Origin of the sequence: Streptomyces sp. RPA4-2 (assembly GCF_012273515.2) — a bacterium.
In the GTDB taxonomy this organism is placed as follows: Bacteria; Actinomycetota; Actinomycetes; order Streptomycetales; family Streptomycetaceae; genus Streptomyces; species Streptomyces kaempferi.
Genome location: NZ_CP050975.2, coordinates 6,694,034 through 6,711,158 on the forward strand (window position 1 = coordinate 6,694,034; position 17,125 = coordinate 6,711,158).

At 70.5% G+C, this 17,125-nt stretch carries 15 protein-coding genes; 9 read left to right on the forward strand and 6 right to left on the reverse strand.

Features of this window, described 5'->3' with window-relative positions:
• Window positions 1-352: 352 nt before the first annotated feature.
• The gene (locus tag HEP85_RS29335) at window positions 353-583 is read right to left on the reverse strand and encodes a hypothetical protein (RefSeq protein WP_153288178.1); all 231 of its coding nucleotides are present in this window, start codon (window positions 581-583) and stop codon (window positions 353-355) included.
• Between the two features lie 439 nt (window positions 584-1,022).
• On the opposite strand from HEP85_RS29335, the gene HEP85_RS29340 reads away from it, so the two are divergent.
• The 6 genes from HEP85_RS29340 to HEP85_RS29365 all read left to right on the forward strand — a co-directional run bounded on the left by HEP85_RS29340 (window position 1,023) and on the right by HEP85_RS29365 (window position 8,151).
• Complete coding sequence (locus HEP85_RS29340; protein WP_168530571.1) at window positions 1,023-3,146, forward strand: type IIA DNA topoisomerase subunit B; 2,124 nt, start codon at window positions 1,023-1,025, stop codon at window positions 3,144-3,146.
• Between the two features lie 470 nt (window positions 3,147-3,616).
• Complete coding sequence (locus HEP85_RS29345) at window positions 3,617-4,141, forward strand: DUF1453 family protein (RefSeq protein ID WP_168530572.1); 525 nt, start codon at window positions 3,617-3,619, stop codon at window positions 4,139-4,141.
• Window positions 4,138-5,289, forward strand: coding sequence for a sensor histidine kinase (locus tag HEP85_RS29350; protein ID WP_168530573.1), 1,152 nt, complete (start codon window positions 4,138-4,140; stop codon window positions 5,287-5,289). The genes HEP85_RS29345 and HEP85_RS29350 overlap by 4 nt, the downstream gene beginning before the upstream one ends.
• Window positions 5,286-5,969 (forward strand): response regulator transcription factor, encoded by a 684-nt coding sequence (locus HEP85_RS29355; protein ID WP_168530574.1) that lies wholly within the window; start codon window positions 5,286-5,288, stop codon window positions 5,967-5,969. Before HEP85_RS29350 ends, HEP85_RS29355 begins: the two co-directional genes overlap by 4 nt.
• Window positions 5,970-6,073: 104 nt before the next feature.
• Window positions 6,074-6,562 (forward strand): DUF485 domain-containing protein, encoded by a 489-nt coding sequence (locus HEP85_RS29360; protein ID WP_248002117.1) that lies wholly within the window; start codon window positions 6,074-6,076, stop codon window positions 6,560-6,562.
• Window positions 6,559-8,151: a cation acetate symporter gene (locus HEP85_RS29365; protein WP_168530576.1), complete on the forward strand. Its 1,593-nt coding sequence runs from the start codon at window positions 6,559-6,561 to the stop codon at window positions 8,149-8,151. The genes HEP85_RS29360 and HEP85_RS29365 overlap by 4 nt, the downstream gene beginning before the upstream one ends.
• 183 nt (window positions 8,152-8,334) lie before the next feature.
• Here HEP85_RS29365 and HEP85_RS29370 read toward each other — a convergent pair whose 3' ends face one another.
• Window positions 8,335-9,027: a response regulator gene (locus HEP85_RS29370; protein ID WP_168530577.1), complete on the reverse strand. Its 693-nt coding sequence runs from the start codon at window positions 9,025-9,027 to the stop codon at window positions 8,335-8,337.
• A gap of 161 nt (window positions 9,028-9,188) precedes the next feature.
• Here HEP85_RS29370 and HEP85_RS29375 point away from each other — a divergent pair, with 161 nt between their 5' ends.
• The 3 genes from HEP85_RS29375 (at window position 9,189) to HEP85_RS29385 (ending at window position 12,154) form a co-directional block, all read left to right on the forward strand.
• Window positions 9,189-10,004: an ABC transporter ATP-binding protein gene (locus tag HEP85_RS29375; RefSeq protein ID WP_168530578.1), complete on the forward strand. Its 816-nt coding sequence runs from the start codon at window positions 9,189-9,191 to the stop codon at window positions 10,002-10,004.
• Window positions 9,994-10,869, forward strand: coding sequence for an ABC transporter permease (locus HEP85_RS29380; protein WP_168530579.1), 876 nt, complete (start codon window positions 9,994-9,996; stop codon window positions 10,867-10,869). Before HEP85_RS29375 ends, HEP85_RS29380 begins: the two co-directional genes overlap by 11 nt.
• A gap of 226 nt (window positions 10,870-11,095) precedes the next feature.
• The gene (locus HEP85_RS29385; RefSeq protein ID WP_168530580.1) at window positions 11,096-12,154 is read left to right on the forward strand and encodes an ABC transporter substrate-binding protein; all 1,059 of its coding nucleotides are present in this window, start codon (window positions 11,096-11,098) and stop codon (window positions 12,152-12,154) included.
• Window positions 12,155-12,250: 96 nt separating this feature from the next.
• Here the strand turns inward: HEP85_RS29385 and HEP85_RS29390 are convergent, their stop codons facing one another.
• The 4 genes from HEP85_RS29390 to HEP85_RS29405 all read right to left on the reverse strand — a co-directional run bounded on the left by HEP85_RS29390 (window position 12,251) and on the right by HEP85_RS29405 (window position 17,114).
• A complete protein-coding gene (locus tag HEP85_RS29390; protein ID WP_168530581.1) occupies window positions 12,251-12,931 on the reverse strand; it encodes a response regulator in 681 nt (226 codons plus the stop codon).
• On the reverse strand, window positions 12,928-14,589 hold the full coding sequence (locus tag HEP85_RS29395) for a sensor histidine kinase (RefSeq protein ID WP_168530582.1): 1,662 nt from the start codon (window positions 14,587-14,589) through the stop codon (window positions 12,928-12,930). Before HEP85_RS29395 ends, HEP85_RS29390 begins: the two co-directional genes overlap by 4 nt.
• 198 nt (window positions 14,590-14,787) lie before the next feature.
• On the reverse strand, window positions 14,788-15,732 hold the full coding sequence (locus tag HEP85_RS29400) for a sucrase ferredoxin (protein ID WP_168530583.1): 945 nt from the start codon (window positions 15,730-15,732) through the stop codon (window positions 14,788-14,790).
• A gap of 113 nt (window positions 15,733-15,845) precedes the next feature.
• The gene (locus HEP85_RS29405) at window positions 15,846-17,114 is read right to left on the reverse strand and encodes a citrate synthase family protein (protein WP_211118088.1); all 1,269 of its coding nucleotides are present in this window, start codon (window positions 17,112-17,114) and stop codon (window positions 15,846-15,848) included.
• Between the last annotated feature and the right edge of the window lie 11 nt (window positions 17,115-17,125).

Here is a 17,125-nt window from a genome sequence, read left to right on the forward strand (position 1 = left end):
GCCGAAGCGGGCGTGTCGGACCTGCCGGCCGCTCCAGGCGGGTGCGGAGGCCGTGGAAGCCCGGGGAGGGCCCTTGTAGCCGTGTCGGCCGGCATACGGATTCGCATGCTTCCGGAAGCTGTGCGGCCCAGGGTCGCGCCCCAGGTGTCTGCGGAGGGGTGCGGGCCGGGATTCCGGCCATCGAGGCCGCGCCGCCCTTGGTGCTCGAAGCGGCTGAAGCCGCACGCACCAGGGGCGGCGCGGCTCATCCGGTGGAGCGGTACGCATACGGGCGGCCACCCCCAGTGGCAGGGGTGGCCGCCCGTACACCCGGCCTATGCCGGAGTTGGCTCGTCGTTGATGCGAAGAAGTGTCAGCGCTCTTCGTCGTCGGACGTTGCAGGGACCGACGTCAGTCGCTCCGTCTCGTCCTGTATCTCAGCGGCGATCTTCTTGAGTTCCGGCTCGAACTTACGCCCGTGATGGGCGCAGAAGAGCAGCTCACCGCCGCTGAGGAGGACGACGCGCAGATATGCCTGGGCGCCGCAACGGTCGCAGCGGTCAGCGGCCGTCAGCGGGCTCGCGGGGGTCAGAACAGTAGTCACGTCGCCTCTTCTCTAGCTCGACGAGCTGTCGTACCAGGGTCAACATCCAACCAGGCCGAAAACGTTCCCGCTCGTGGCTTTTCCTCGAAAATTTCTCTCCGAGGCGGCTGTCTGCTGCCGGGTGGCGGCGAATGAGCCGTATTGCGTCTTCGCGTCTTACGGGTTCGCGCTGTCTGTCAGGGTCGGTCCTCCCCGGCTGGCTTGCCGGTTGTTCATGAGGACGTGCCCGGAGCCTAAATGGTTCATGCCCCGAAGGGAACGTGATATGTACTTCACTCCATCGAGGGATCGAACACCCATGCGACCCTGGACTAGTCTGAGTTCATGCGAGGGTGGCGTTACAACGGCTCTACCAGGCCTCGGTACCCTCTCAGCGGTGACCGAAGCCGGCCCCTTACCCAAAAGGGCCCCATCTGAAATTCAGCGAGGAGCGAACCGCGTGACCGCCGACACGTCCGTGCCGTCCACAGCGTTGCTGACCGGATCAGACCGGGACGGCTCCAACTACACCGCGCGGCACCTGCTCGTCCTCGAGGGGCTCGAAGCCGTCCGCAAGCGCCCCGGCATGTACATCGGGTCCACCGACAGTCGCGGTCTGATGCACTGCCTGTGGGAGATCATCGACAACTCCGTGGACGAGGCCCTGGGGGGCTACTGCGACCACATCGACGTGATCCTGCACGACGACGGCTCGGTGGACGTGCGGGACAACGGCCGTGGCATCCCGGTCGACGTGGAGCCCAAGACCGGCCTGTCCGGCGTCGAGGTCGTGATGACCAAGCTGCACGCCGGCGGCAAGTTCGGCGGCGGCTCGTACGCGGCCTCCGGCGGTCTGCACGGCGTGGGCGCCTCCGTGGTGAACGCGCTCTCCGCCCGTCTGGACGTCGAGGTGGACCGCGGCGGCAACACGCACGCGGTCAGTTTCCGGCGCGGCACCCCGGGAGCGTTCAAGGCGGACGGCCCCGAGGCCGCCTTCGACGCGACGAGCGGGCTGCGCAAGCTCAAGCGGATCCCCAAGACCCGCACCGGCACCCGCGTGCGCTACTGGGCCGATCGCCAGATCTTCCTCAAGGACGCCAAGCTCTCCCTGGACCACCTGCACCAGCGTGCCCGCCAGACCGCCTTCCTGGTCCCGGGCCTGACCATCGTCGTACGTGACGAGTACGGGCTCGGCGAGGGCGGCAGCAAGGGCGAGGAGTCCTTCCGCTTCGACGGCGGCATCAGTGAGTTCTGCGAGTACCTGGCCGCCGACAAGCCCGTCTGTGACGTTCTCCGCTTCTCGGGGCAGGGCAGCTTCAAGGAGACCGTCCCGGTCCTCGACGACCACGGGCAGATGACGCCGACCGAGGTCACCCGCGAGCTCGGCGTGGACGTGGCGCTGCGCTGGGGTACGGGCTACGACACGAACCTGAAGTCGTTCGTGAACATCATCGCCACCCCCAAGGGCGGCACCCATGTCGCCGGCTTCGAGCAGGCCGTGGCCAAGACGATGAACGAGGTGCTGCGCGCCAAGAAGCTGCTGCGCGTCGCCGAGGACGACATCGTCAAGGACGACGCCCTGGAGGGCCTGACCGCCGTCGTCACCGTGCGTCTCGCCGAGCCGCAGTTCGAGGGCCAGACCAAGGAGGTCCTCGGGACCTCGGCGGCCCGCCGCATCGTGACCAACGTGGTCTCCAGGGAGCTCAAGGCGTTCCTGACCTCCACGAAGCGGGACGACGCCGCGCAGGCCCGCGTCGTGATGGAGAAGGCGGTCGCCGCCGCGCGCACGAGGATCGCCGCGCGCCAGCACAAGGACGCGCAGCGCCGGAAGACGGCCCTCGAGTCCTCGTCCCTGCCCGCCAAGCTCGCCGACTGCCGCAGCGACGACGTCGAGCGCAGTGAGCTGTTCATCGTCGAGGGCGACTCCGCGCTCGGTACGGCCAAGCTGGCGCGGAATTCGGAGTTCCAGGCGCTGCTGCCGATCCGGGGCAAGATCCTCAACGTTCAGAAGTCGTCCGTGACGGACATGCTCAAGAACGCCGAGTGCGGTGCGATCATCCAGGTCATAGGGGCCGGGTCCGGGCGGACCTTCGACATCGACGCGGCGCGGTACGGGAAGATCATTCTCCTCGTCGACGCGGATGTCGACGGTGCGCACATCCGGATCCTGCTGCTCACGCTGTTCCAGCGGTACATGCGGCCGATGGTCGAGGCCGGGCGGGTGTTCGCGGCGGTGCCGCCGCTGCACCGCATCGAGCTCAGCCAGCCCAAGAAGGGGCAGGACAAGTACGTCTACACGTACTCGGACCGTGAGCTGCGGGAGACGCTGCTGGAGCTGCAGCGCAAGAACGTGCGGTACAAGGACTCGATCCAGCGGTACAAGGGTCTCGGTGAGATGGACGCCGATCAGCTGGCCGAGACCACGATGGATCCCAGGTACCGGACGCTGCGCCGGATCAACATCTCCGACCTGGATGCGTCCGAGCAGGTGTTCGATCTGCTGATGGGGAACGACGTGGCTCCGCGCAAGGAGTTCATCTCCAGGTCCGCGGCGACGTTGGACCGGTCGCGTATCGACGCGTAGACGCTGCGCGGGCTGTCGTGGGTGTGGGGGCGTCCGCTTCATCTCGGGTGCGGGCTCGCGGGCGGCGACGGCTCGGGCGGTGCGGGCGGTGCGGTTGCGCGGGCGGTGGTGGGGCGGGGCCGTGCTGGTACGTCGAGCCCGTCGCCGCTGGATCAGGCGTGGGCCGGGCAGGGGAGCCGTTGCTCGATCCGGGCGTAAGCGACGGGCTGCGACGTACCGGCACGGCCCCTCGCGTGCGTCGTCGGGTGCCGGGAGTTGGGGAGTGCGGGGCCGGTTGGGGCGGGATTCGCCGAGGCCCGGACGGGCTGAGGGTGCCGGGGGCTCCACCCGTGGGTGGAGGCTTGGGGCGGGGTGGATCCACCCGGGATCCACCCGGGCTCCGATCTGCTGACCTCGCGATTTCCGTAGCGTCGAAGGCGTCGACAGCGCTCGCTGTCGGTATCCGCTCTTCCTCGCCCATGGAGGTCGCGATGTCCGGGCTCGTCAACGCCTTGGTGATCGTCGCCGTTGTTGTTCTGGTCGTCGCACGCCAATTCCGTACGCGCAGGGTGAGCACGGACAGGCGCTGGTGGATCGTGCCGGCCGTGCTGGCCGTGATCGCTCTGCGTGAGCCGGGCCTCATCGACGCCCATCACCGGACCGAGGCGATCCTGCTCATCGGGGCCGAGGTCGTCATCGGGCTGGCCGTCGGAGCCGCCTGGGCGTGGACCACCCGGATGTGGGCGGAGCCGGACGGCACGGTCTGGAGCAGGAGCACCAAGGCCGGCGCGGCCGTCTGGGGCGTGGGCATAGCCCTGCGGCTGGGGCTCTTCGGCGTCGGTGCGCTGCTGGGCGTGCGGCAGGACAGCTCCGCCCTGCTGCTCGCGCTCGCGGCCACCCTGCTGGTCCGCTCCGGGCTCCTGCTCTGGCGGTCGCAGTCCCTGCGCCCGGCGGTCGGGAAGGACGCGGCGTACGGTGGCGGCGTGCCCCAGGCCGCGTGGAAGGAGCGCGTGTGACCGAGCATTCCTGGACCCGCTGGCCCTCCCGCGAGGCGCTCTCCCGAGCGGGAGTGACCAAGGCCAGGCGCGGGCTCGCCCGGACGACGCGACTCTTCGCCCTGGGCGTGCTCCTGTGGACGACCTTCACGAACAGCGATCTCAGCGGATGGGGCACCGCCGCGGCGGCGCTGGGGGTGATCGTCTGCGGCGTCGCCGCCTGGGCGTTCTGGCAGACCACGCTCCAGCACCGGCTGCTGCCCTCCGTGGGGCTGCTCGCGCTGCTGCTCGCGATCGCGACGGTGGCGGCGAGCACGGGATTCAGGATTCCGGCGCTCGTGCTGTGGTGCGCGTGCGGGATCAGCGCCATCGAGAGGCTGCCCCTGGCGGCGGCACTGCCCGTCACCACGGTGGCGCTGGGCGCCTACTCGGCGGTCAACAACGACATCTGGCTGACCACGGTGGCCACCGCCGTCGGGCTCGTCCTGGCGGGATACGTACTGCGCCTCGACGCGGAGGCGCGGGGCAGTGCCCAGCGCCTCCTCGCCCAGGAGCGCGCGGCACGTGCGGCCGAGGCCGAGGCGGCGGCGCTCGCGGAGCGCGGCAGGATCGCACGGGAGATCCACGACGTGCTGGCACACAGCCTCTCGGCGCAGATGGTGCACCTCGAGGCGGCCCGGCTGCTGATCGAGCGAGGCGCCGACCGGGCGACGATCCTCGAACGCGTCGTGGCGGCGCGCGGGATGGCCAGGGAAGGGCTCGCCGAGACCCGGCAGGCGCTCTCCGCGCTACGGGGCGAGATGTCCCCGGTGGAGGAATTCCTGGGTGAACTGGTCGCCACGTCCGACGGGGCGGACGTCACCGTCACAGGTGAACGCCGGCCGATGCCGGCCGAGGCCTCGCAGGCGGTGCGCAGGGTGGCGCAGGAGGCCCTGACGAACGTCCGCAAGCACGCGCCGGGCGCCAAGGTCGACGTCCGGCTGGAGTACGGCGAACACGAAGTGACGCTGGCCGTACGGGACTCGGGGGGAGCGCCGGGGGAGCTCGGCGCCGCCGGCGCCGGGTACGGTCTGCTGGGCATGCGGGAGCGTGCCGAACTGTTGGGCGGCTCGTTGGAGGCCGGGCCGGACGAGGAGGGCTTCGTGGTCACGCTGAAGGTGCCCGTATGACGGCGGAGGAGACCGGAAGGGCGGCTCGGGTCGTGGTGGCGGACGACCAGACGGTGGTGCGCGAGGGCATCGTGATGCTGCTGGGCCTGCTGCCGGGGATCGAGGTGGTGGGTGCGGCCGGGGACGGGGAGGAGGCCGTGGCGCTCGTCGCCGAACTCGCCCCGGACGTCGTGCTGATGGACCTGCGCATGCCTCGCTGCGACGGCGTGGAGGCGACCCGGCGCATCCGCGCCGAGCATCCGGGGACCCAGGTGGTCGTGCTCACCACGTACGCGGACGACGAGTCGCTGTTTCCGGCGCTCAGGGCCGGGGCCCGCGGATATCTCACCAAGGACGCGGGTGGTGACGAGATCGTGCGCGCCGTGGAGAGCGTGCTGTCCGGGAACGCGGGACTCTCACCGAGTGTCCAACGCCGCTTGCTGGAGCGGCTGTCGCAGCCGGAACCGCCGTCGGCCGCGCCCGTGACGCCGCCCGACGGGCTCACCGCGCGCGAGACCGAGGTGCTGCTGCTGATCGCCGAGGGGCTCACCAACCAGGAGATCGCCCGCAAGTTGCATGTGTCCACCGCCACGGTGAAGACCCACATCAACAATCTCTTCGCCAAGACGGGACTCAAGGACCGTGCCCAAGCGGTGCGTTATGCCTATGGGAAAGGTCTCGTCCGGCCACCGGTGAATTGAGTCACCTGATGGGGTGAAGCGGGTGGGTAGAAGAGTCCTGGATCTTCCCGATCTGTACATCCTTGGGTACGCGGCCGAAACGGGTCGCGGACAAGGAGAGTTCGGTGGAGAAGCACGACGGCCGCGACACGGGGGAGGTCCGGTTCGACGACCCCTGGTATGACGCGCTCGCCTCCGGCTGGGGCGAGTTGGACGGCACGGGGGCGCCCGCGCCCGTCGTCCCGCCCGCGCGCCAGGGGCAGGGAGGCCGCTTGGGCGGCACGGCCGAGGTCTATCTGAAGGTGCAGCGCAGTGCGGCCTTCCAGGAGGTGCGTGGGCGGTACCGGAGGTTCGTGATCCCGGCCTTCGCCGTGTTCTTCACCTGGTACGTCGGCTACGTGGTGACCGCGACGGCAGCGCCCGGGTTCATGGCCCGGTCGGTCGCGGGCGCGGTCAATGTGGGCATGGTGGCGGGGCTCGGGCAGTTCCTCACCACATTCCTGCTCACCTGGGCGTACGCGCGGCACGCGCGGCTGCGCCGGGACCGGGCGGCACTCGAACTCCGCTGGGACACCCAGGAATTGACGCGGAGCGTCAGAGGAGCCGAGCGGTGACCGGCAACCATCAGACGCTGGCGCTGCTGCTGTTCAGCGCATTCGTGGCGGTGACTCTGGCGATCACTACATGGGTGAGCCGCAACCGGCACGGTTCGGCCGAGGAGTTCTACGCCGGAGGGCGACTGTTCTCATCAATGGAGAATGGTTTTGCCATTTCTGGTGACTATATGTCGGCGGCGTCCTTCCTCGGGGTCACGGGACTCATCGCGCTGTACGGCTACGACGGCCTGCTGTACGTCGTGGGATTCTTCGTCGCCTGGCTCGTCGTTCTGTTCCTCGTCGCCGAACTGGTGCGCAACTGCGGGCGGTTCACCCTCGCCGACGTGGTCGCGGCGCGGATGAGCGAGCGACCCGTGCGGATCGCGGCGGGAACGGCCTCGGTGACGGTGTCCGTTCTGTATCTGGTGGCACAGATGGTGGGCGCGGGCAGCCTGGTCGCGCTGCTGCTGGGAGGTACGAGCGACGCGGCGCGGAACTGGACGGTGATCGGCGTCGGCGCGCTCATGGTGATCTATGTGTCGCTGGGCGGGATGCGAGCCACCACGTGGATCCAGATCGTCAAGGCGGTCCTGCTGATGGGCGGCGCCGTCGCGCTGACCGTGCTCGTCCTGGTGCGCTTCCACGGGGACTTCAACCAGTTGCTGCTTTCGGCCGCCGGGCGCAGTGGGCACGGCGACGCGTTCCTCGTGCCCGGCCTGAAGTACGGCGGGGACTGGACGGCGCGTCTCGACTTCATCAGCCTGGGCCTCGCGCTGGTGCTCGGCACGGCCGGTCTGCCGCACATCCTCTCGCGCTTCTACACCGTGCCGACCGCGCGAGCCGCACGGCGCTCGGTGGTCTGGGCGATCGGACTCATCGGGGGCTTCTACCTGATGACGATCGTGCTGGGCTTCGGCGCGGCGGCGATCGTCGGACCGAAGGCCGTGAGGGAGTCGAACGCGGCGGGCAACACGGCGGTTCCGCTGCTCGCGCTCGACCTGGGCGGCGGCCCCGATTCGACAGGCGGAACGGTGCTGTTCGCGGTCGTCGCGGCCATCGCCTTCGCCACGATCCTCGCGGTCGTCGCCGGCATCACGCTGGCGTCCTCTGCGTCCGTGGCCCACGACCTGTACGCCTCACTGCGACGTCGGCACGCGAAGGTACGCAGCGAGGTCGCGGTGGCGCGTGCGGCGGCGGTGGGCATCGGAGTCGTCGCGATCGGGCTCGGGCTGGTGGCCCGCGACCTGAACGTGGCGTTCCTGGTGGGCCTCGCCTTCGCCGTCGCCGCGTCCGCGAACCTGCCGGTGTTGCTGTACTCGTTGTTCTGGCGGAGCTTCACGACCCGTGGCGCGGTGTGGGCCGTATACGGCGGGCTGGTGCCCGCGTTGGTGCTCGTGCTGCTGTCGCCGGTGGTGTCGGGCAGCCCCGACTCCCTGTTCCCGGGCGTGGACTTCCAGTACTTCCCGCTGCAGAACCCCGGCCTGGTGTCGATCCCGCTCGGCTTCCTCGCGGGCTGGCTGGGGACGGTCACCTCGGTGGAGCCGCCGGACGAGGCCAAACACGCGGAGACCGAGGTGCGGTCGCTGACGGGTGCCGGGGCGGTCTGAGGGCACCCGGCCCCCCGGGCGACGTGAACCGCGGCGAGGGGAGCGGCGCCAGGACTCCCGTGACGGAGGCCTGCGGCGCCGCAGGCCTCCAGCGGCGTACCTCTCCGCAGCCGGTCCGTGCCTGAGGAGACTCCGACTCGCGCGTCAGGGGGGCGCGTGCGGGCGACACCGAGGGGACAGCCCTCAGGGCGCCACCCACGCGTACCGATGCTCGGGGCGTCCGGTGTCGCCGTACTTGAGGGACAGGCGCAGGCGTCCCGCCTGTTCGAGGTGGCGCAGGTACCGCTGGGCGGTGGAGCGGCTGAGGCCCGTCTCGGCCGCCACCTCGTGGGCGGACAGCGGTTGGTTCGCACGGTGCAGCACACCGCAGATCAGGTCGGTGGTGGGCTCGGAGTGGCCTCTGGGCAGCCCCGGTGACGCCGGTATGGGCGCGGTGCGCAGGGCACCGAAGATCCGGTCGACCTGCTCCTGACCCGCGACGCCGCGCCCACCCACCCGGTCGACGGTGCGCCGCAGGGCCGCGTACGAGTCGAGGCGGGTGCGCAGTGCGGCGAAGGTGAACGGTTTGACCAGATAGTGCAGGGCGCCCAGACGCATCGCGGCCCGCACGGTCACCACGTCGCTCGCCGCGGTGATCATGATGACGTCGGTGCCGTGACCCCGTTCACGCATGTGGTGGACGAGTTCGAGGCCCGTCTGGTCGGGCAGATAGTGGTCGAGCAGGACCAGGTCGACGGGCGCGCGCTCCACGGCGGCCAGGGCCTGGGCAGCGCTGTGCGCGCGGGCGGCCACCCGGAATCCGGGAACCTTCCCCACGTACTTCGCGTTGATCTCAGCGACGCGGAAGTCGTCGTCCACGACCAGGACGTCAATCATCGGGCCTCTTTCTCTCAACGCCTGGCGAGCGTTAAGCCCGTGTTTCGGCTCCGCCGTTGTAGCGCGAGCAAAATGAGCACAACAGACTCTTGCAAGCAGAAGAAGGCCTTGCGCCCAGAAGACTGATGCTGTGGCTCGCGCCACATCTACCGTCCCGGCCCATGAGCGCAGACACCAGCCCCGCCATAGAGCTACGGGGCGCGAGCAAGATCTTCAAGACCCCGTCAGGCGGCCTGCACACGGCAGTCAGGGAGCTGGACCTGACGATCGGCCGTGGCGAGTTCGTCGCCGTCGTCGGCCCCACGGGCTGTGGGAAGTCGACCACGCTGACCCTGGTGAGCGGCCTCGAGGAGCCCACCGAGGGCGAGGTCATGGTGGCGGGTGCGCCGGTCGAGGGTGTCGGTGACAAGGTCGGTTTCGTCTTCCAGCAGGACGCCACCTTCCCGTGGCGTACGGTCCTGTCGAACGTCATGGCGGGCCCACGGTTTCGTGGGGTGCCCAAGGCGGAGGCGAAGAAGCGGGCCCGCGAGTGGCTGGCCAGGGTCGGGCTCGCGGCCTTCGAGGACCGCTATCCGCACCAGCTCTCCGGCGGTCAGCGCAAGCGGGTCGCGCTCGCCGCGACCTTCGTCAACGACCCCGAGATCCTGCTGATGGACGAGCCCTTCTCGGCGCTCGACGTGCAGACCAGGGCCCTGATGTCGGACGAACTGCTGGAGTTGTGGGAGGGCACGGGCGCCTCGGTCGTCTTCGTCACCCACGACCTGGAGGAGTCCATCGCGCTCGCCGACAAGGTCGTCGTGATGACGGCGGGCCCGGCCACCGTGAAGCAGATCTTCGACATCGATCTGCCGCGGCCCCGCAAGGTCGAAGCCGTACGTCTGGAGCCGCGGTTCATCGAGATCTACCGCGAGATCTGGCAGTCGCTCGGCGAAGAGGTCCGCATCACGCGTGAGAGGGGTGCGGCCGATGTCGCCTGACGTCATGCCCGAGGCCGTCGTCGCGCCGGCCGACCGTGAACCCGTCAAGCCGGGACGCGCCCACTCACGGGCCCGAGCCGCCCGCCGACGCCGGATGATCGTCGCCGCCGCCCGTACGGTGCTTCTGGTCGCCGCGCTCGGTCTGTGGGAGGTGTTCGCACGGGCCGAGATCATCGACCCGTTCAACTTCTCCATGCCGTCGAAGATCTGGGACCAGATCTACACCTGGACCGCCCACGGGACCGCACTCGGTTCGCTCGGCGAGCAGATCTGGTTCACGCTCCACGAGGCGCTGCTCGGCTGGGTCATCGGCGTGGTGTCCGGCGTGGTCTTCGGCATCGCGCTGGGACGCGTCACCTTCCTCGCCGATGTCCTTGGTCCGTACATCAAGGTGCTCAACTCCATACCGCGGATCGTGCTGGCCCCGATCTTCGTGATCTGGTTCGGGCTCGGCCCCGCCTCCAAGGTCGCCTCCGCGGTGGTCCTGGTGTTCTTCCCGGTCTTCTTCAACGCGTTCCAGGGTGCCCGTGAGGTCGACCGCAACCTCGTCGCCAACGCCCGGATCCTCGGCGCGAGCGACCGACGGGTGACGCTTCAGGTCGTCATTCCGTCCGCCACCTCGTGGATCTTCACCAGCCTCCACGTCAGCTTCGGCTTCGCCCTCATCGGCGCGATCGTCGGGGAGTACATCGGCGCCACCAAGGGCATCGGCCTGCTCGTCGCGCAGTCGCAGGGCACCTTCAACGCGGCCGGTGTGTACGCCGCGATGGTCATCCTCGCCGTGGTCGCGCTGCTGGCCGAGGGACTGCTCACCTTCGCCGAACGCCGCATCTTCCGCTGGAAGCCGTCGGACTCCGAGAGCTGACCGACCCGGGGCCCGGCTTTCCGCGCCGCCCGGTCGTGGTCGCCACCAGGAGGGCGCGCTCGGCGCCCAACCCCATTCCAGGAAACCCCCGTCGCTCTCCCGGCGCCCCTCCGCAAAACCAGGTTCCCTGCTCAACGCCCCTCTTCAGGACGCCCGTTCCCGGTTCAACACCTTTCAGGGCGCCCGTTCTGCCCGCACCGCCCTCTCACAAGGACGTGACCCAATCATGCGCAAGACCGCCAGATACTCCGCGCTGGCAGCCGCCGGTCTGCTCGCCCTCTCCTCGCTCACCGCCTGTGCCAACGACGCGGCCTCCACCGCCGACAGCGGCAGCGGCGGAGGCGGTGGTAAGGGTGAACACGTCAAGATCATGGTGGGCGGCCTCGACAAGGTCATCTACCTGCCGGCGATGCTCACCCAGCGGCTCGGCTACTTCAACGACCAGGGCCTGGACGTCGAACTCCTCAGCGAGCCGGCCGGTGTGCAGGCGGAGACCGCGCTCGTCTCCGGTCAGGTGCAGGGGGCCGTCGGCTTCTACGACCACACGCTCGACCTGCAGACCAAGGGCAAGTCCGTGGAGTCCGTCGTGCAGTTCTCGCACGCGCCCGGTGAGGTGGAGCTCGTCTCCGCCCAGCGCGCGGGCGACATCACGTCGCCCAAGGACTTCAAGGGCAAGAAGCTCGGCATCACCGGGCTCGGTTCCTCCACCGACTTCCTCACCAAGTACCTGGCGGTCAAGAACGGGGTGAAGGTCAGCGACTTCTCGCCGGTCGCCGTCGGCGCCGGACCGACCTTCATCTCCGCGCTCCAGAAGGGCGCGATCGACGGCGGTATGACGACGGACCCGACGGTCGCCACGGTCCTGAAGAAGGGCCTGGGCAAGGTGCTCATCGACATGCGCACGCCGAAGGGTTCGGCGGAGGCGTTCGGCGGCCCGTATCCCTCGTCCAGCCTCTACATGCAGACGGACTGGGTGAACGGTCACAAGGAGACGGTCCAGAAGCTGGCCAACGCCTTCGTGAGGACTCTCGCGTGGATGGCCACGCACAGCGCGTCCGAGATCGCCGCCAAGATGCCCGCCGACTACTCACAGGGCGACAAGGCGCTCTACGCCACCGCCATCGAGAGCACGCTGCCGATGTTCACCAAGGACGGGGTGATGCCCGAGGGCGGCCCCGAGACCGTCGAGAAGGTGCTCAAGGCGTTCAACCCCAACATCAAGAACGCCAAGGTGGACCTCGGCAGGACCTTCACCACGGAGTTCGTGAAGAAGGCCGCCGGCTGAACGGCCCGAACAGTCCACGGCGTACGGCTGTGCTTCCCCGGCAGCCGTACGCCGTGGCCTGTTCGGACTCCGGCCCCTGCCTCCTGAGCCGTGGCCTCACCTGCGGGTCGCCCAGACGTACCGATGCTCCGGGCGGCCCGCGTCGCCGTACCTGAGGGTCAGCCGGGCCCTTCCCGCGCGCTCCAGGAGCTTCAAATAGCGCTGGGCGGTCTGCCGGCTCAGTCCGGTCTCCTCGGCGACCTCCTGGGCCGACAGCGGCCCTTCGGCGTTCACCAGGGCACGGCGCACGAGCTCGGCCGTCGTGGGGGAGTGCCCGTTGGGCAGGGGCGGCTCGGCAGTCGTCGACAAGGCGCCGAAGATGCGGTCCACCTGGGCCTGTTCCGCCTCTCCGCCGGCGTCGAGGGTACGGCGCAGAGCCGCGTACGCCTCCAGTTTGGCGCGCAGGCCCGCGAAGGCGAACGGCTTGACCAGGTACTGCAGAGCGCCCTGCCGCATGGCCGCCCGCACGGTCGAGATGTCGCGGGCGGCCGTCACCATGATGACGTCGGTCTGGTGACCGCGCCGCCGCATCTCCTGGACGACCGCGAGGCCCGTCTCGTCGGGCAGGTAGTGGTCCAGCAGGACCAGGTCCAGGTTCGGCAGCGTCTCCATGAGCCGGATCGCCTCCGTGGCGCTGTGCGCCTCTCCCGCGACCCGGAACCCGGGCACCTTCGTGACGTAGGCGGCGTTGACCCGGGCGACCCGGGTGTCGTCGTCCACGACCAGCACCTCGATCACCGCGACCCCTCCTCGGCGGCCGTGGGCGCGCTGGGTTCCGCCGCCAGGTCCGCCTCCGTGAGCGCCTCCGGCAGGACGACCGTGAACTCCGCGCCCCCGCCGCTCGCCTCGGCCACCTCCGCGCTGCCGCCCTGCCGCTCGGCGAACCGGCTCACCAGGGAGAGACCGATCCCGCGCTTGCCGTGCGCCGGCGGCTTCTTGGTGGTCCACCCGTCCGTGAAGATCAGCTCCCGCCGCTCCGCCGGGATGCCCGGCCCGGTGTCCCGCACGCGCAGCACGGCCGTACGCCCCTGGACCCGCAATTCGACCTCCACGCGCGCGTGCGGCGTACCGGCCACGGCGTCGAGCGCGTTGTCGACGAGGTTCCCGACGACGGTGACCAGTCCGCGCGGGTCGAGCAGCCGGTCGGGCAGCAGCGTCCCGTCCGAGATCCACAGGGCCACCCCGCGCTCGGCCGCGACGGTGGCCTTCCCGACCAACAGGGCGGCGAGCAGCGGATCGTGGACCTTCTCGGTGACCTGTTCCGCGGTGATCCGATGGTCGCCGACCACCTCGCCGACGAACTCCACGGCGTCGTCGTACATCTCCAGTTCGAGCAGTCCCAGAAGCGTGTGCATCCGGTTGGCGTGCTCGTGGTCCTGGGCCCGCAGAGCGTCGATCAGTCCGTGCGTGGAGTCGAGTTCACGGCTGAGCTGCTCCAGTTCGGTGCGGTCGCGCAGGGTGGCCACGGCGCCGCCGTCGTCGGTCGGCATCCGGTTGGCGACCAGGACGCGCTGACCACGCACGGTCAGCAGATCCGTGCCGGTGACCCGTCCGGCCAGCACGTCGGTGGTACGGCCGGGACCGAGCACGTCGTCGAGCGGACCGCCGATGGCCGCCGCGTCGAGTCCGAGCAGCCGCTGGGCCTCGTCGTTGAGGAGGCGTACCCGGCCGGTCCGGTCCAGGGCGACGACTCCCTCCCGGATGCCGTGCAACATCGCCTCGCGTTCCGCGAGCAGCGCCGAGATGTCGGAGAAGGCCAGGTCACGGGTCTGCCGCTGGACCCGGCGGGAGAGCAGATAGGCGGCGAACGCACCGACGGCCAGGGCTCCGCCCGCGTAGGCGAAGAGGCCCGGGATGGCGTGGATCAGCCGGTTGCGCACACTGTCGTACTTGATGCCGACCGAGACCGCGCCGACGATGTGTCCATGGAGGCGCAGCGGCACCTTGCCGCGCGCCGAGCGCCCCAGTGTGCCGCTGTCGATCTGCATGACGTCCTTGCCGGCGAGGGCCCGGCGGGGGTCGGTGGAGACGACTTGGCCGATCTGGGTGACGTCCCTGTGCGACCAGCGCACGCCGTTCGTGTTCATCACCACCACGTACTCGGCCCCGCTGGCCCGGCGGATCCGCTCGGCGGCAGTCTGCACGGGCCCGTTCACGGACGGCAGCGACGTCTGCAGGTCCTCGGCGATGCGCGGCTGGGCCGCCGTGGTCTGCGCGATCGCGAGCGCGCGGCGCATGGCCTGGTCGTCGAGCTGAGCGCTGAGCGGGGCGAGGAACAGCCCGGTTGCGAGGACGGCGACTCCGGCGGCGATCGCCACCTGCATCAGCAGCACCTGCGAGAACATCCGCCGCGGCAGACGGAGGTGCAAGCGTCGTGCACGGGGAGTGGAGCTCATGCACATGACCGTACGGGGGAGGGCGCTCTCCGCCGTAGGGGGTGTGGCGTGGATCTCCCGGGCTTCGTACGGGAGGCGGTGACGGGGGCCGGGTCCGGGCGGGGCCCAGGGGGTGCCACAAGGGGTGTGCGTCGTGTGGGGGTGGTGGGGCGCGGAGCCCGGGTGCGGAGGCGTGTGGCAGGCGCTGGTGGGCCCTGGTCAGCAGGCGATCGGGATCGGTGTCCGGGGCAGCTCCCGCACGGCCACGACGTCCATGCGGGCCGGGGAACCGAGCGCCGAGCCGCAGCTCTCGGGGCGAGGCGGCAACGAGGCGCCCTGCGCGACGACGACACGCCACACGCGACCGTCGGTGTGGGCGACGGTCACCTCCCAGCGCGGTGTCGTCCCGTGGGTGCGCAGGACCCGGAAGGCGTCCGCCGCGTGCTCTCCGGTGGCCGTGCGCACGGCCAGCTCCGCCGCCTGTCCCGGCCGCTCCCAGGCGGAACCGCCCCGGCAGCCCTCGGTGACGATGCGCCCCTCCCGCACGCCCTGGAGGATCTCCTTGACGGAGTGTGCCGCGGTCCGTCCGTACGCGTAGCCGTACGGCAGGACGAGCAGCGTGGGGGAGAAACGGTGACCACCCAGATGGGTGACCTCCCACGCGCCCTCCAGTCCCGAGGCCGCGAGTTCGGCGGCGAGAGGCCGGCCCAGGAGGGCGCAGCAACGGTCACGCTTGCCGTTGGTGCAGACGAGCGCGAGCGGGTCGCCCCGGTGCGGACGGCCTCGCAGCACCGTGTCGAAGGTGTGCGCGTCACCCGTACCGAGTGCGGTGAAGTCCAGGTCGAGCAGTTGCCCGGGTGTGCGGGTCGTCGCGCTGTGCAGCCATGTGTGTCCGGGAGTGGTGTGGGCCGCATACACGTGGCGCTCGGCGGATGCATCGCGGTCCGCGTGCCGTCCGGGGCGTCGGATGAGCGCGATCCGCACGCCGGTGCCCTCGGCGGCCGCTTCGAGGGCACGCCCGAGCTCGGGGTCCAGGTGGCTCGACGTGAGCGCCTTGGCACCCCAGGGTCCGGGCTGCTCGAGCAGCAGCCATGTCCTCGCGGTCGCCGCGGTCCCCGCGAGGGGTTCGTCGAAGTCGCGGGACGCGGTCGTGCACGTACTCACAGAGGTGAGCCTAACCTGACTTCGACCAGGGTGACTTCCGACCTAGGGCCAGGGTGAGGCCCGGCCGTGTGGACGGGGGCGCACTCTCAGCGCATTCGGCGCGTGGAGAGGCTTCAGGGGGCGCACTCAGGGAGCGGCTGTGGTGGCCGCGCTCCCACGTACTGGCCACTCGGACGCATGCGCAGCGGCCGTTCCCCGTACTCCTCCAGGGTGTGGGCGATCCACCCCGCAGTGCGGGCGACGGCGAAGACCGTCTCCGCGGCGGAGGCGGACATGCCGGAGGAGACCGTGAACACGGCCAGCGCGAGATCGACGTTGGCGTGCAGCGGGGTGTGGCGGGCGGTGGTGGTCACGATGTCCCGCGCCGCCGCCAGGGCCGGTGCCGCTCCGGGTACCTCCTCCAGGAGGGCGAACAGGGCACGCGCGCGTGGGTCCTCTCCGGGGTAGAGCCGGTGGCCGAGACCGGGGACGCGACGTCCGGCGCGCAGTTCGTCGGCGACGACCGGCGCCGCGGTGCCCTGGTCCAGCACGTCGAGGAGCATCCGGTGGGCCAGGCCGCCCGCGGCGCCGTGCAGGGGCCCTTCGAGGACGCCCAGGCCCGCGGAGACGGCGGCGTACGGGTGCGCGCGGGCCGACGCGGCGACCCGTACCGCGAGCGTCGAGGCGGCCAGGTCGTGGTCGACGAGCAGACCGAGTGCCGTGTCCAGGACCCGCAGTGACGCACCGTCAGGCGTCCGGCCGGTGAGGCGCGGCCACAGACGGTGGGCCAGGGGGCCCTCGTCGCGGTGGTCGTGCCGCTTCGGCGGGAGGGCGGCGACGAGGGTGGGGATGAGGGTGCGCGCGCTGCCGAGGACGGCACTCTCCGACAGGTCGAAGCGCAGTGGGTCGGCGGCCGAGGCGGCGATCGCGGCGACGCGCAGCCGGTCCGTCGGGCCGCTGTGGTCGGGCAGCGCGTCGACGGCCCGGCGGGCGGCGGCGACGGTCGCCTCCGGAGCGGTGAACGTGATGCCCGGGCGCAGTTGTCCGGTCCACAGCCACTCGGCGATCTCTTCGTAGGAGTGGCGCGCGGCGAGTTCCGTCGCGTCGACTCCGCGGTAGTAGTACCGGTCCTCGTCGATCAACGTGATGCGGGTGCGGACGGACAGCTCGCCGCCCGCGCTCGGACTCCCGCTGGAATCGCGCCTGTTGCGTCGAGCGAGCGTCTCCACCTCCTCGGCGTCGAAGGTGCTGCCCCGGCCGCCGGGGTCGCGCCGGCTGCTGAGCTGACCGCGGCTCACGTACGCGTACACGGTCTCGGCCTTCACGCCGAGCAGGTCGGCGGTCTCCCTGGTGCTGAGCCGCCGGCCCGCGTGCGCCTGCGTTCCCGTTTCCTGATCCCTCATGGGCGACACCG